Below are 13,964 nucleotides of genomic sequence, written 5' to 3'. Positions count from 1 at the left end.
GTCAGCGGACGCTGCGGAGGCGGTGCAGCAGCGCGAGGAGGCGGTCCGGATCCAGCACCGGCAGGTCCCGGTCCCCCAGGCGGCAGAGGCCCGCCAGGATGGGCGCCCAGGGGTCCCGATCCGGATCCTGCCAGGGGCCCTCCGGTGATTCCGGAGTACCGACCAGCCCTTCCAGGGGAAGGCCCAGCCGGGGCCGCAGGACCGCCAGGACCTTCGGTGGCCCGGGCTGGCCCGCGCCCGGCACCGCCGCCCAGTCCAGGACCGGCAGGAACTCCCCCTGATGGAGCACCACGCCCTGGATGCCCGGAGGGCCCCCGGGAAGGGGCGCCACCGGCGAAGCGGCCACCACCTCGCGGAGGTCGGTCATGGGCAGGAGGATCTCCCGGCCGGCGGCCCTGGCGTGGAGGAGGAGGGAGACTTCAGACACCGGCCACCCGCCTCATGAGGGAATCCATGGCCAGGCTCATGACGGCCTCCGGGTCCAGCACCCACAGGATGCCCTCCTCCTGGAGGCTGCCGCCCATGATCCCCGGGGCATGGGCCAGTTCCGGCAGGCTCCGGAGCAGGAGTTCCGTGCGGCCCACCACCTCGTCCACCCCCAACGCGAGCTTCAGGCCCGCCTCGGCGGCGGCCCCCTGCTGGCGGAGCGCCACCAGGAAGCGCTGCCCTCCGGTGGGTTCGGGAAGTCCCAGGCAGGCCTGGAGCGATTCCATGGGCAGCGACTCCCCCAGCACCTCGATGCGGTCGCCTCCGGTCAGGGCTGCGGAGCTGGCCTGGACGCGGAGCACGTGGCTCAGGGGGATCCCGAAGGCCTGGGATCCGCAGCGGACCTTCAGGCACCCCACCACGGCCCGGGACAGCGGCAGGCTCAGGCGCACCCGGCTGCCCCGGCGGGGCTCGCTGGAGATCTGGATCTCGCCGCCCATGCCCTCGACCTCGGCCCGGACCACATCCATGCCCACCCCCCGCCCGGAGATCTGCGAGGCCCGCTCCTGGGTGGAGAAGCCCGGTTCGAGCGTCAGGCGGTGCAGGTCCTCGGAGGTGTGGGCCTGGCCCGGCCGGAGCAGCCCCATGGCGATGCCCCGGGCCTCGATGCGGGCCAAGTCGAAGCCGCGCCCGTCGTCCCGGATGTCGAAGCGCAGGTTCCGGCCCCGCTGGGAGGCCGAGATCCTCAGAGAGCCGGTCTCGGCCTTGCCCTGGGCCACGCGCTCCGAGGGGCTTTCAAGGCCGTGGTCGAGGGCATTCCTGACGAGGTGGAGAAAGGGCTCGGTGAGCCGTCCCAGCAGGCTGCGCTCGAGCTCCAGGTCCCCTCCCTGGAAGGAGAGCCGGACCGGCTTGCCCATGTCCCTGCTGAGGGACTTCACCATGGGCTCGATCCGCTGGAAGAGGCTCTCGACCTTCACCATGCGCATCTGGAGCAGGGTCTTCTGGACCTCCAGCAACCCGGCTTCGATCTCCCCCATCATGGCCATGGGAGGCTCCAGGCCCGGATCCCGGAGCTGACGGAGGGCCTGACTGGCGGAATCCCGGACCTGGGCCACGTTCATGAGCCTGGCTTCCAGGGCATCCACCCGGTGGGCCGGCAGCCTCAGGACTTCGACATCCTGGGGCAGCGGAGGCGCGGCGCCCGCCTGCGGCGCGTCCGCCGCCGGCGGGGGGGAAAGCGGGCCGGGGTCGGCCCTCAGGCTGGCCGGTACCCGGTCCGGATCGCCCAGCTCCATGATTTCCGGGCTCTCCCCCGGAAGGGCCCCCAGACCCTGGACATCCAGGGACGGCGCGGCCACCAGCAGGAGGAAGAAGAGGCCGTCACGGTCATCGTGCATCTCGAGCGGCAGCGTGGAGATCAGCTCCCCCTGGGCCCCCGCCGCCTCGCTGATGCTCCGGAGGCGATCATCGAAGTTGGCCAGGTCCAGGCAGACGCTGATCCCATGGATGCGGATGCCCGCGAGAAGCACTGCGGTCACCCGGGTCCGCTCGTACTCGGACAGGGACTTCAGGAGGTCCGGGGGGAGGTCCAGCAGGGCGGTGAGGTCCAGCACCGCGCCCTCGGGTGGCCTGGCCAGCGCCTCCAGCTCGCCCAGCTGGCGGCGGATGGCGTGCAGGTAGTCGTCCATCTCGGGGCGCCCGCGCCGGAGGCCCGCCATCCCGGATTCCAGGGCCTGGATGCCGGATTCCAGCGTCTCCAGGAGCGAGTCCGTGGACCGCAGGCGGCCCTGGCGCATCAGGTCGAAGATGTCCTCCATGCGGTGGGCCGCCTGGCTGAACCGGGGGAAGCCCAGCATCCCCGCCATGCCCTTGAGCGTGTGCGTGGCGCGGAACAGGGCATTCACCGAGGCCTGCATCACGTGCGGCGGCTGGGGCGTCTTCAACGTCGCCAGCCGCTGCCGGGCCTGCGCGAACAGGTCCTCGCACTCGGCCCAGACATCATCGAAGGAATGGTCCATGAGACTCCCGATGATGCGGCATCGGCAGGGGAGGCTGGGGACTGGAGTACGGAGTCTGGGGCGGTCTTCAGTCCTCAGTCCTCAGGTACTGCTCGGGATGCGGCGCAAGCGCCGCATTGATTTTTACGTTAAGGAGGGACCCACACCGGCGTTCATTCGAACCTAAAGGGAAAACATCTGGCGCGGCCGGAGGCCGCCCCAAGCTTTTCCTGAAGACTGAAGACTGAAGACTTGAGGACTGAGGCCTGAGACCTCACCGCGTCTAAACTGATCCCATGCGCACCCTCGCCGTCCTCCCCTCCCGCTTCCAGGCTTCCCGGTTCCCGGGCAAGCCCCTGGCTCCCATCGCCGGGAAGCCCATGATCCAGTGGGTCTTCGAGGCGGCGCGGCGGGCCCAGGGGGTGGACCGCGTGGTGGTGGCCACGGACGACGACCGCATCGCCGCGACCGTGCGCGGGTTCGGCGGTGAGGCCGTGATGACGGACCCCGCCCTGCCCTCCGGCACGGACCGGACCGCGGCGGCCCTGGAAGCCCTGGGCGAGCCCTTCGACTGCGTGCTGAACATCCAGGGCGACGAGCCCGCCATGCACCCCGACACCGTGGCCGCCGTGGTGGCCCTCATGCGCGACCAGCCGGACCTGCCCATGGGCACCGCCGCCTGCCCCTTCGCCCACGCAGACGAGCTGTTCAACCCCAATGCCGTGAAGGTGGTGGTGGACGACCATAAGCGCGCCCTCTACTTCAGCCGCAGCCCCATCCCCTACCTGCGCAACAGCGCCGTCTTCGAGCCGGACTTCCGCCCGTGGATGAAGCCGGAGCAGCTGGCGCACTTCAAGCGGCACCTGGGCCTCTACGCCTACCGACCGACCACACTCAAAGCGTTCACCCGGCTGGCACCCCACCCCCTGGAGCAGCTGGAGATGCTGGAGCAGCTCCGTGCTCTGGCCGCGGGCATTCCCATCGGCGTGGCGGACACGCCCCACCTGAGCCTGGGCGTGGACGTGCCCGCGGACGTGGCCGCGGCGGAGGCCTTGCTGCGGGAACGGGGACTGGCCCGCTAGACCACGGTAGACTCGAAGGACGGCCGAAGCCTGTTCCTTGCCAGGAGAATCTTGTGAGCCACCAAAAAGTCGTCGTCTTCTCGGTATGCCGCTAGCGCGTCATACGCGAAACCTCTCCACCCGGCCAACCACCACCATCAAATATCGAGGCTCCTGATGAGCGTAAGCCACCACAAGGTCGTCGTTATCGGCACCGGCCCCGCGGGCTACACCGCGGCTCTCTACGCCTCCCGGGCCAATCTGGCGCCCCTGGTGTTCGAAGGCGCCCAGCCCGGCGGCCAGCTGACCATCACCACCGAGGTCGAGAACTTCCCGGGCTTCCGTCAGGGCGTTGCGGGCCCGGCCCTCATGGACGAGATGCGCGAGCAGGTGCTCCGCTTCGGCACCACCATCAAGTCGGAGACGGTGCTGAAGGCCGACCTCCAGAGCCGCCCCTTCAAGCTCACCACCGACAAGGGCGAGTACACCGCGGACGCCGTGATCATCGCCACGGGCGCCTCGGCCAAGTGGCTGGGCATCAGCAAGGACGAGCAGCTCTCCCGCACGGGCGGCGGCGTGAGCGCCTGCGCCACCTGCGACGGCTTCTTCTTCCGCGGCAAGGAGATCGCTGTGGTGGGCGGCGGCGACACGGCCATCGAGGAAGCCACCTTCCTCACCAAGTTCGCCACCAAGGTCCACCTGATCCACCGCCGGGATAAGCTCCGCGCCTCCAAGGCCATGCAGGAGCGCGCCCTCAAGAACGAGAAGATCCAGCCCGTCTGGAACAAGGTCGTGCTCGACGTGCTCACGGCCACGCACGAGACGCCCATGGGCGAGAAGGTGGAGAAGATCCGCGCTCTGAAGCTCAAGGACACGGTGGATGGCAGCGAGTCCGAGCTGCCGGTGGAGGGGCTCTTCGTGGCCATCGGCCACCAGCCCAACACCAGCCTCTTCCAGGGCCAGCTGCCCATGGACGAGACCGGCTACCTCCAGGTGGAGAAGGGTTCCACCCGCACCACCATCTCCGGCGTCTTCGCCTGCGGCGACGTGCAGGACCACATCTACCGGCAGGCGATCACGGCCGCCGGCAGCGGCTGCATGGCCGCCATCGACGCCGAGCGGTGGCTGGTGGACCAGGGCCTGGCGGAATGAAGGTCGCCGGGCGTGAATGAGCAGCACCTCGAACCCCTGAGGCCGCATCCGGAGGGCCGAGCCCTCCGGGCCGAGGTAGACCTGGGCCGCGTCGCGCGCAACCTCGACCGGGTGCGCTCCGCCTCCGGGGGCCGGGAGATCTGGGGTGTGGTGAAGGCCAACGCCTACGGGCACGGCGCCGTGCCCGTGGGCCGGGCCCTGGAGGAGGCCGGTGTTTACGGGCTGGCCGTGTCCAGCCTGGAGGAGGGCCTGGAGCTCCGCCGGGGCGGGATCGAGTGCCCCATCCTCGTGCTGGGCGGCCTGCGGCCCGAGGCCCTGCCCGCCGCCAGCGCCGAGAACCTCACCATCGCCGTGGTGGGACCCGAGCACCTGGACGACTACGCCCGGGCCCTGCCCCAGCATCCCGTGAAGCTGCACCTGAAGCTGGACACGGGCATGGGCCGGTTCGGCCTGCTGCCCTCCGAGCTCGGGGAGCACCTGCCCCGGCTCCAGCGCCTGTCGCCCTGGATCGAGGGCGCCATGGGCCACTTCGCCACTGCGGACGATCCGGACCTGGGCTTCGCCCAGCGCCAGCGGCGGGTCTTCGACGCCTGCCTCGCGCAGCTGGTGAACGGCGGCATCCACCCCTCCCAGCGCCACCACGGGAACAGTGATGCCTGCCTCCGGGGCCTGCTCGACCAGGACACCCACGCGCGCCCGGGCCTGGCCCTCTATGGGCTGGCCATGGTGGCAGAGGGCCGCGCCCTCGGCCTGGAGCCGGCCCTCGAACTGGTGGCCGAGGTGGCGCGCGTCAAGGCCATGCCCGCGGGCACCACCGTGGGCTACGGCCGCACCTTCGTGGCGCCCCATCCCCTCCAGATCGCCACCCTGGCTTGCGGCTACGCGGACGGCTACCGCCGGGACCTGGGAAACCGCGCCGTGGTGGGCTTCCAGGGCCGCACCTTCCCCGTGGTGGGCCGCATCTCCATGGACTACCTCACCGTGGCCCTGCCCCTGGATGTGCCCGTGGCGACGGGGGATCCCATGACCCTCTACAGCGGCGATCCCGCCGCGGCCCACAGCCTGGAGCGGCTGGCGCAGATCCTCGGCACCATCCCCTACGAGCTCACCTGCGCCCTGCACCGGCGGATCGCCCGCAGGTTCCTGCCCTAGACATCACCCGAGGGGCCAGACGTTCTTCAGATGGGCTTCTTCACCAGTACCTGGAGCTCCTCGATGGAGGGCTTGAGGTAGGAGGGGAGGTTCCCCTGGGCCTCCGCCTTCTTCGCGTGTTCCAGGAAGCTCAGGGCGTACTCCCGATACGCCTGCAGGGCCTGATGGTAGCGGGGATCCCCCTTCAGCTGGCGAAGGCCGGGGTCCTGGAGGGCCAGGTCCAGGTTCATCGGACCCCGCGTCTCGGCGGCCTTCAGGAGAAGCCACAGGGCCTCTTCCCTCAAGCCAGCCCGAACCAGGAGCGGCGCCACGAAGTAGGCCCGGTTCGCCCAGTACCAGGGGTTGCCCTCTTTCGTGCGCCAGCGGGTGATCACCTCGATGCCCCGCCGACGGATGGCGGCCGGGTCCCCGCGCATGAATTCCCCCAGCAACCCGCCGTCCCATCCCCATCCAGGCGTATAGACCTTCAGGGCCTCCTCATTCCGGCCAAGCTTGAACAGCGCCACACTCAATCCCCAGTTGTTCGACCGGCGTTCGGGCAGCTGGAGGCGGAGGGCCTTTTCGAGGAGGAGCAATGCCTCTGCGGGCCTCCCCGTGTCCATCAGGCCATAGGCGGTCGCCTCGTAACCGGCATATTCGAGGGGATCCAGCTCCATCATGTAGGAGCCCGTGGCCATGGCCATTTGCATCGTCGGCGCGATGGCTGCCAGGGCGACATGCCCTCGGACATCCCCCGGACTCAGGGCGACCGCCTTGAGCGCGTACTCTGCGAGCTTGTCCGGGTCGGCCTTCCCGGGTTTGTTCGCCTCGTGCCAGCAGAGGACAGCCCAGGCCAAGCCGCATCGGGGATCCAGCTCCAGGGCCCGATCCGCCCAGAGCTTCGCCTGCTGGTGGGAATCAGGATCCAGCGCCCGGACATCCTTCGCGCCGAACAGCGCACCCAGCTCCGCCGCCAGGGTGGCGCTGGTGGGATCCATGGACTGGGCGCGCTGCAGGGCCGCCAGGGCCGAATCGAAATCGGCCTCCTTCCAGGTGGAGCCGTAGCGCCGCCCCAGGTGCCGGCCTTCGCGGAGCGCCAGCTCGATCTCGGAGCTGAAGGCCGGGCCGGGGAGCACCGCCGACGGAGCCCCCGGGGGCCGCATGGCCCGTGTGGCGCCCACCGCCGCTCGCCGGATCAGATCGTTGTAGGCTCCCCGGCTCCCCTCGAGCTGGCTGCCCCAGCGCACCCTGTGCGTGCGGGCCTCGACCAGCTGGGCATTCAGCACCAGATGTTCCCCCTGGACGGTGACCGTCGTGACCAGCAGGAGGTCCACCCCATAGGCCTCCGCCACCTTGGCGGTGTCGCGCCGCACCTGCTCGAACTCGATGCTGCTGGGGGGACACCGGGTGTCGATCCCCTCGACCCCGGCCAGCAGCGTGGACAGCGTGTCCGGGATGGCGTCCGTGAGGAAGGCGGATTCAGGAGATCCAAGCACCCTGGCGGGAAGGGCCACCACGCTCGGCGGACGGGCGAGCCCCTTGCTCCAGGGTTGCCACTTCAGGGCGATCGCCAAGCCCAGGGCGGCCAGGATGGGCACGGCCAGCAGCCCGGCGCGCCGGACTCTCGACCCCCTGCCTCCGCGCCCCGGGGTCAGGGGGTCAGCCCATCCCGCGGACCCGGTGACATCGAGGGCCGCATGCAGGGCGGAGGCCAGGTCCGAGGCGCTGGGGAAGCGATCCTCAGGGGCCTTGGCAAGGCATCTGCGGAGGATCCCTTCAAGCGCAGGGGGGAGCTTCGAGGCCTCCGGGACGTTCCAAGGGTTCTGCTTCAGGATCGCATGCATGATCTCGATGGTGCTGTCGCCCTGGAAGGGCCTTCCCCCAGCCACCATCTCCCACAGAACCACACCTAGGCTGAAGAGATCGCTCCGGGGGTCCACCAGCTCACCCCGGACCTGCTCGGGGCTGAGGTAGCCCGGGGTGCCCATCACCTGGCCCGGTTCACTGAGGGTGGTTGCGCCTTCCTCCGGATCGGCCCCGCGATCGGCGCGTGGGCCCTGCATTTTCGCTAGGCCGAAATCCAGCACCTTCACCCGGCCATCCCTGGTGATGAACAGGTTTTCGGGCTTGAGGTCGCGATGGAGGATGCCCTTCTCATGGGCTGCGGCCAGTCCATAAGCGACGTCCCGCGCCACCTCCGCCGCATGCCTCGGGGGCATGGGCTTCCCCTGCATCCGATCGCGCAGGGTCTCGCCTTCCAGCAGCTCCATCACCAGGTAGGGCACGCCCTCCCATTCTCCCGCCTCGAAAACCTGGACGAGGTTGGGATGGGACATCGCCGCCAGGGTGCGCGCCTCCTGCCGGAAGCGCTCCAGCCGCTTCGCATCGGATGCGAAGGCCTCCGGCAGCGTCTTGAGGGCCACCTCGTGCCCCAGGCGCGTGTCCAGGGCCCGCCACACTTCGCCCATGCCGCCCTTTCCCAGGAGGGCGAGGAGTTCGTAGGGGCCGAGGCAAACACCGACGACAAGCATGGGGTCTCGATGACTGCAGGGATGATACGCCGATATCCCTACCACTTTGTCGGCATTTTGCCAGGGCCTTGGGCTCAGCGCCTGAAGCTGAAGAGATCTCCCAGGCCGCGCAGGGTCAGGGTCAGGTCGATGCGGTCCTCCCGGCCTCCGGAGACGAGGTTGGTGTTCAGGGCCACGTGGGTGTACTTCAGCACGTAGGCCACGCAGGGCTCCACGTAGGCCAGGGCCACCTGGCTGGAGGCGAAGCCGCTCTGGTGGAAGTCGTAGTTGGCGCTGAACTCCAGGCGGAGGCGGTCATCCCAGAATCCCTGGACCCCGCCCACCTGGAGGCCCTTCTGGCGCACGAGGAAGCGGTTGATGCCCGTGGAGAAGTAGGCCAGGTTGAAGCGGCTGCCGTCCTTCCCCTTCAGGTCCAGGCTCAGGGCGTTGTCCGAGCCGCCGGCGCCCAGGTCCGAGGAGCGGCGGAGGCTGATCCGCAGGCGCTCGTGGGGCTCCACGTCCAGGTCCGTGTCCACGCTGGCCCAGCCCTTCTTGTAGCGGCCATCGCTCAGGATGATGGGCGAGGCGTGGTAGCGGGTGGCGATGCGGAGGCGGGCCAGGTCCGCGAAGCCGGAGCCGGCGCCCTGGCGCCCGAAGACGTGCTGCTTGAGCCCCAGCTCGAAGCTCCGCTCCCCCGAGGCGCTCTCGTTGACGCCCGGGAAGGAATCCACCGTGTCGAAGCGCGGCAGGGATCCGGCCTCGCCGTACAGACTGGTCTGCGTCCAGCCGAAATAGGGCTCGGCGATGTGCTTGAGCTCGCCCTTGTAGCCGAGGATCGAGACATCCTTGAAAGTGCGCCCCACCTGGGGGCCGGACAGGCGCAGGTGGCCCGCGGCCAGGAATCGCGTGGCCGGCGCGCCGTCCACCTGGAAGGGGCTCGTGGCGGGGTTCACCACCGTATCCGTGGCTCCGCCCTCCGGGTCGAACACAGGGGTGCTCAGGCTGGAGCTGTAGTGGGTGGCGCGGCCCATGGCCTCGAAGTCCGCCCGGAACGGGCCCCACTGCCCCAGGCGGCCGTGGAGCCGCGTGTTGGCGTCCTGCCGGTCCCAGGCGAAGGTCTCCGCCGGGGCTGTGGCGCTGCCCTCGATGCGGTAGGCGAAGCGGCCCACGCGGAGACCGCCGTCCAGGTACAGCGGGCCCAGCAGGGGGACCGGGAAGAAGCGGAATTCCGCCTGGGGCAGGGTCTGCCGCCGCAGGGACGCGGGGAAGTCCGGACTGTAGAAGGGGTCTCCCTGGTCCTTGGTGTAGAAGAAGCTGCGCTGCTCCGCGGCCGAGAGGTTGAGGTTCCCGAAGGTGTAGGTCCGCCCCAGGTAGAGCGCCGAGTCGAAGCTCGTGGTCCCCAGGTAGCCGAGTCCCTTGCCGAAGTCGGCGTCCACCAGGTTGTCCGAGGCCTGGTTCACATCCGCCGTGAACTGCCAGCCGTCCTCGCGCTGCCACACCTCTTTGAGGGAGTAGCGGTAGCGGCGGGTGTCGAGGCTCTCCTGGTGGATGGTCTGGCCGGAGAAGCTGCCCTGGTGGGTGAGGTCCGGCCGCCAGCGCGCTTCCCCGCCCCAGAGGACCCCCTCCTTGGTGAAGTATTCCGGCGACAGGGTGGCATCCACCGAATCGCCCAGAGTCTGGTAGTAGGAGAGTCCGAAGGTGGTGCCGAAGGAGCTGGACATCCCCAGCACCGGGGGGAGCAGGCCGGAGGTCCGTTCCGCCTTGGCCGGATAGAGGGCGTAGGGCACGTAGTAGATGGGGACCGGCCCGAGCAGCACCCGGGCGTTCCACATGCTCGCGAAGCCGTCGAGGTCCACCTTCAGCGACGACAGGCGGGCCTTCCAGCCGGGCTTCTCCTCCGGGCAGGGGCTCAGCTCCACCGCGTCGAAGGCCCAGGTGCGGAGCGTGGTGAAGGCCACGTGGCTGGAGCGCAGGGTCCAGCTGGGGGGCAGGTCCATCTGGAGCGCCCAGGCCTCGCCGGACCGGCGTTCCCAGTCCATCTGGAGGCGCTCCCCGCGGAGACGGAGGCCGGGCCCCTCGAGGCGGATGTGCCCCTGCGCCTCCAGCCGCCCCTCCCCGATGTGGTACTCGATGTGGTCCGCCAGGAGGAGCAGGCCCTCGGACTGGATGGCACCCTGCTCGAGGATCCAGAGGTCGCCCTGCTCGCGGACGCGGTCGCCACGCCAGTCGAAGGGCACGCGGGAGAGGCCCGGGCCCCGGTCCACCCGGAAGGGGCGGAAGGGCAGCAGCTCCGAGGGCGTGGGGGCTTCGAGCGGCTCGGGCCGCGGAATCTCGGGCAGGCCCTGGGCCGCCAGCAGCGCAGGCACGGCGCCCAGCATCAGGCCTCGGGTCCTCCCGGGGATGGCCATGGGGTGATCAGTGATGGTGCGGCAGCAGCCGCGAGCTGACGAGGAAGATGCCCACCCCGCCCAGGAGTGCCACGGTGCTGCGCAGGCCCGAGACCTTCTGCACCTCCGGCAGCAGGTCCGAGCTGGCCACGTAGAGCGCCAGGCCCGCCGTGAGCCCCAGGATCGGTCCCGTGGGGAGGTTCAGCAGGGACTGGCCGGCGGAGCCCACCAGGGCGGCCAGGGCCAGGGTCCCGGCGGCCAGGAGCGCCCCCCTGCTCCCGAAGCCCCGCACCAGGAAGATCGAGGCGATGGTGCCTCCTTCCGGGATGCGGTGGAACAGGATGCCCAGCACCACCAGCGGGCCCAGGTTGCTGTGGGTGGCCAGGGCGGCGGCGATGGCCACGCCGTCCATGAGGCTGTGCAGGGAGAGGCCCACCAGGGCGAGCATGCCGCTGAGGGGCGATCCGTCCTTGTGGGTCTCCTCGCCGTAGTGGAAGTGGAGGGTGATGCCGTGCTCCATGATGTGCACCAGCAGGTAGCCCGCGAGGACCCACAGGGCGTTGTGCTCGCCGCCGCGGGACTCCTCCAGGCACTCGGGGATGATGCGCACCACGGTGACGGAGAGCAGGTAGCCCGCCGCCACACCCGAGAGCAGGCGCATGAACTGCGCTCGTCCCTGGAGGAACCGCACCACGCCCCAGCCGCCCAGGAGGGTGGCCAGGGACGCGAGAGGGGCCAGCCAGTAGAGGGACATCGTCGGCTACTCGGCCTTGGGCTTCTTGGCGCGGGTGGCCTTGGGCTTGGGAGCGGCTTCGGGGGTCTCGTCCGTCTTGGCGGCCTTGGCCTTCGCCTTCGGGGCGGCCTTCTTCTTGGCTGGAGCTTCCGCGGCGGGTTCCGGGGCGGAGGTCGCCACAGGCTCCGGCGCGGCAGCGGCGGACGGCTCCGGCGCGGCGGCCACCTTGGCCCGGGGGGTGCGCTTGGGCTTGGCGGGCGCCGGCTTCGGTGCCGCGGGCGCAGGGGCGCCGCCGATCTTCGGCCGGGGGCTGGGCGTCAGCAGGCTGGCCACCAGGTCCGCCGTGGCCTTGGGCGGCTCGGGCAGGGGTTCGAACTGGGTTTCCAGTTTGGCTTCAGGCTTGGCCTGGGGCCGGGATTCGGCCTTGGCCCGCGGCCGGGACTCAGCCTGCCCCGCAGACTCCTCGGACATCTCGGAAGCCACCGGGGCCTCGCCATTCCGCTCCGCGCCGCCCTTGCGACGGCGGCGGCGGCGCTTGCGCTTGGCCCCCTCGCCCTTGGCCTCGTCGCCGCCGGCCTCGGAGCCCTCCTCTTCCTCTTCGTCCTCGGGCTTGGCGCTCTCGAAGAGGGCGCGCAGGCGCTCCCGCTCATCCAGGGCCGCCCGCTGGAGGTCCCGGCGGTCGTACTTGAAGGCTTCCTTCTTGGGTTCCTTGGGGCCCTCGCCGTGGACGCCCAGGGCCTTGTCGAAGGAGATGGGGCTGTCGCCGCCCAGGACCACGGTCTCGTCCTCGGGGGCGCCCTTCTCGCGATGGGGCTTGGGCGCGGGCTTCTCCGCAGGCGCCTCCTCCGCCCGCTCGATCTCCGCGGACATCTCGCCATAGGACATGGACCAGTCGGCCATGATGATGACCTTCGCGTCGCTCTGCTCCTCCATCAGGGAGAGATCGCGGCGCTTCTGGTTCAGCAGGGCCGTGGCGATGGCCGGAGCGAGCTTCACGCGGATCTCGCCGATGCCGCCCTTGGCCAGGATGCCCTGGAGGCGGCGCACCACGGACAGCACCAGGGCCTCCATGGTCTTGACCTTGCCGGTGCCCGCGCAGGTGGGACAGGGTTCGTGGTTCACGTGCTGCAGGCTGGGCCGGATGCGCTGGCGCGTCATCACCAGCACGCCGAAGCGGTTGATCTTCCCCACCTCCATGCGGGCCTTGTCGGCCTTGAGGCAGTCCACCAGGCGGTCCTGGACGGAGCGGATGTGGGACTCGCGCTTCATGTCGATGAAGTCGATGGCGATGAGGCCGGCCAGGTCCCGCAGGCGCAGCTGGCGGGCCACCTCCTCGGCGGCCTCCATGTTCGTCTTGAAGGCCATGTCCTCCACGCCGTCGCCGGAGGTCTTGCCGCTGTTCACGTCGATGGCCACGAGGGCCTCGGTCTGATCCAGGGCTAGGGCGCCGCCGCTGGGCAGGGGCACCTTGCGGCCGTAGATGCGGTCGATCTGCTCCTCCAGCTGGAAGCGGGAGAAGAGGGGCTTCTTGCCGGTGTAGTGCTTCAGCACGTCGAGGTGCTGGGGCATGGTGCGCTTGAAGAAGGACTGGGCGGCATGGAAGGTGTCCAGGTCGTCGATCTGGACTTCCTCGACGTCGGCGCTGAAGGTGTCGCGCAGGGTGCGGGTGACGACGTCGTCCTCCTGCCAGACCAGACCGGCCCCGTGGCGGTGCTTGTAGCGGTTCAGCACCTCCTTGTAGGTGTCCAGCAGGTACTCCAGGTCGCGCTGGAAGTCCTCCTTGGTGACGCCCAGGCTGGCGGTGCGGACGATTACGCCGATGTCCTCGGGGATGTCCAGGGTGTCGATGAGCTGCTTGAAGTGGCGGCGCTCCTCGGTACCCTCGATCTTGCGGCTGATGCCGTTCACGGGGTTGCCGGGGGTGATCACCAGGTAGCGGCCCGCCAGGCTGATCTGGCCGGTCATCATGGCGCCCTTGGAGCCCAGCTCTTCGCGGACGGCCTGGACGAGGATCTCCTGGTCCCGCTGGAGCACGTCCTGGATGCGGCCCCGGCGGCCCTCGCCCATGTCGCGGGGCAGCTCGCCCAGGGGCAGGAAGCCGTTCTTCTGGCCGCCGAAGTGCACGAAAGCGGCCTGGAGGCTGGTGTCCACCCGGACGACCTTGGCCTTGTAGAGGTTCCCCTTGATCTTCTCGTTGTGCAGGAACTCCACGTCGTAATCGAACAGCACGCCGTCGATCAGGCTGGCCACCCGGATCTCTTCGGGATCGGTGGCATTGATCATCATCGTTTTCTTGGGGCTCAAGGAGTCTCCTGTGGGTTCCCAGGCTGAGGCTGGCGCAGGGCGTGCGCGGCGGCCTTGCATGGCTCGGATGTCGGGATGGGAGGTCGGGAAACCGAAGGGGGCCCTGCCCTGGCTTCGGCCACCCGGGATGGAAAAAAGGGATGGTCGCGATCCCCGGGGGCAAAGGGCGTGGCCTCGATCTGCCCGCAGGATCTTCAGTCATTAAACCCACTTATTTCCATCGGGGCAAGCGCGTAGGGACCCGCCGGCCCAACCCCGGGCAT

Annotated in this window: 9 protein-coding genes; 3 read left to right on the top strand and 6 right to left on the bottom strand. The window is 69.8% G+C overall.

Translation table 11 applies throughout. The features are described 5' to 3' along the window. Position 1: 1 nt before the first annotated feature. A complete protein-coding gene (locus G398_RS0111655; protein WP_026853717.1) occupies positions 2-427 on the bottom strand; it encodes a chemotaxis protein CheW in 426 nt (141 codons plus the stop codon). After that, the gene (locus G398_RS0111650) at positions 420-2,444 is read right to left on the bottom strand and encodes a chemotaxis protein CheA (protein ID WP_026853716.1); all 2,025 of its coding nucleotides are present in this window, start codon (positions 2,442-2,444) and stop codon (positions 420-422) included. Before G398_RS0111650 ends, G398_RS0111655 begins: the two co-directional genes overlap by 8 nt. Positions 2,445-2,719: 275 nt before the next feature. Here G398_RS0111650 and kdsB point away from each other — a divergent pair, with 275 nt between their 5' ends. From kdsB to alr, 3 genes are all read left to right on the top strand, one after another. Next, complete coding sequence (kdsB, locus tag G398_RS0111645; protein ID WP_026853715.1) at positions 2,720-3,505, top strand: 3-deoxy-manno-octulosonate cytidylyltransferase; 786 nt, start codon at positions 2,720-2,722, stop codon at positions 3,503-3,505. 156 nt (positions 3,506-3,661) lie between these two features. Beyond that, on the top strand, positions 3,662-4,636 hold the full coding sequence (trxB, locus tag G398_RS0111640) for a thioredoxin-disulfide reductase (RefSeq protein ID WP_026853714.1): 975 nt from the start codon (positions 3,662-3,664) through the stop codon (positions 4,634-4,636). Positions 4,637-4,648: 12 nt separating this feature from the next. Beyond that, positions 4,649-5,788, top strand: coding sequence for an alanine racemase (alr, locus tag G398_RS0111635; protein WP_084512549.1), 1,140 nt, complete (start codon positions 4,649-4,651; stop codon positions 5,786-5,788). A gap of 26 nt (positions 5,789-5,814) precedes the next feature. On the opposite strand, the gene G398_RS19800 is transcribed toward alr, so the two are convergent. From G398_RS19800 to G398_RS18080, 4 genes are all read right to left on the bottom strand, one after another. Continuing rightward, positions 5,815-8,298: a protein kinase domain-containing protein gene (locus G398_RS19800; protein WP_052571878.1), complete on the bottom strand. Its 2,484-nt coding sequence runs from the start codon at positions 8,296-8,298 to the stop codon at positions 5,815-5,817. Between the two features lie 74 nt (positions 8,299-8,372). After that, on the bottom strand, positions 8,373-10,655 hold the full coding sequence (locus tag G398_RS0111625; RefSeq protein WP_026853712.1) for an LPS-assembly protein LptD: 2,283 nt from the start codon (positions 10,653-10,655) through the stop codon (positions 8,373-8,375). A 37-nt stretch (positions 10,656-10,692) separates the two neighbouring features. Further along, a complete protein-coding gene (locus tag G398_RS0111620) occupies positions 10,693-11,418 on the bottom strand; it encodes a ZIP family metal transporter (protein ID WP_026853711.1) in 726 nt (241 codons plus the stop codon). Positions 11,419-11,424: 6 nt separating this feature from the next. Next, on the bottom strand, positions 11,425-13,701 hold the full coding sequence (locus tag G398_RS18080) for an Rne/Rng family ribonuclease (RefSeq protein WP_169720660.1): 2,277 nt from the start codon (positions 13,699-13,701) through the stop codon (positions 11,425-11,427). Between the last annotated feature and the right edge of the window lie 263 nt (positions 13,702-13,964).

Origin of the sequence: Geothrix fermentans DSM 14018 (genome assembly GCF_000428885.1) — a bacterium.
Taxonomy (GTDB): domain Bacteria; phylum Acidobacteriota; class Holophagae; order Holophagales; family Holophagaceae; genus Geothrix; species Geothrix fermentans.
The sequence above is the reverse complement of the archived record's forward strand: the minus strand, read 5'-3'. Positions and strand labels throughout refer to the sequence as shown.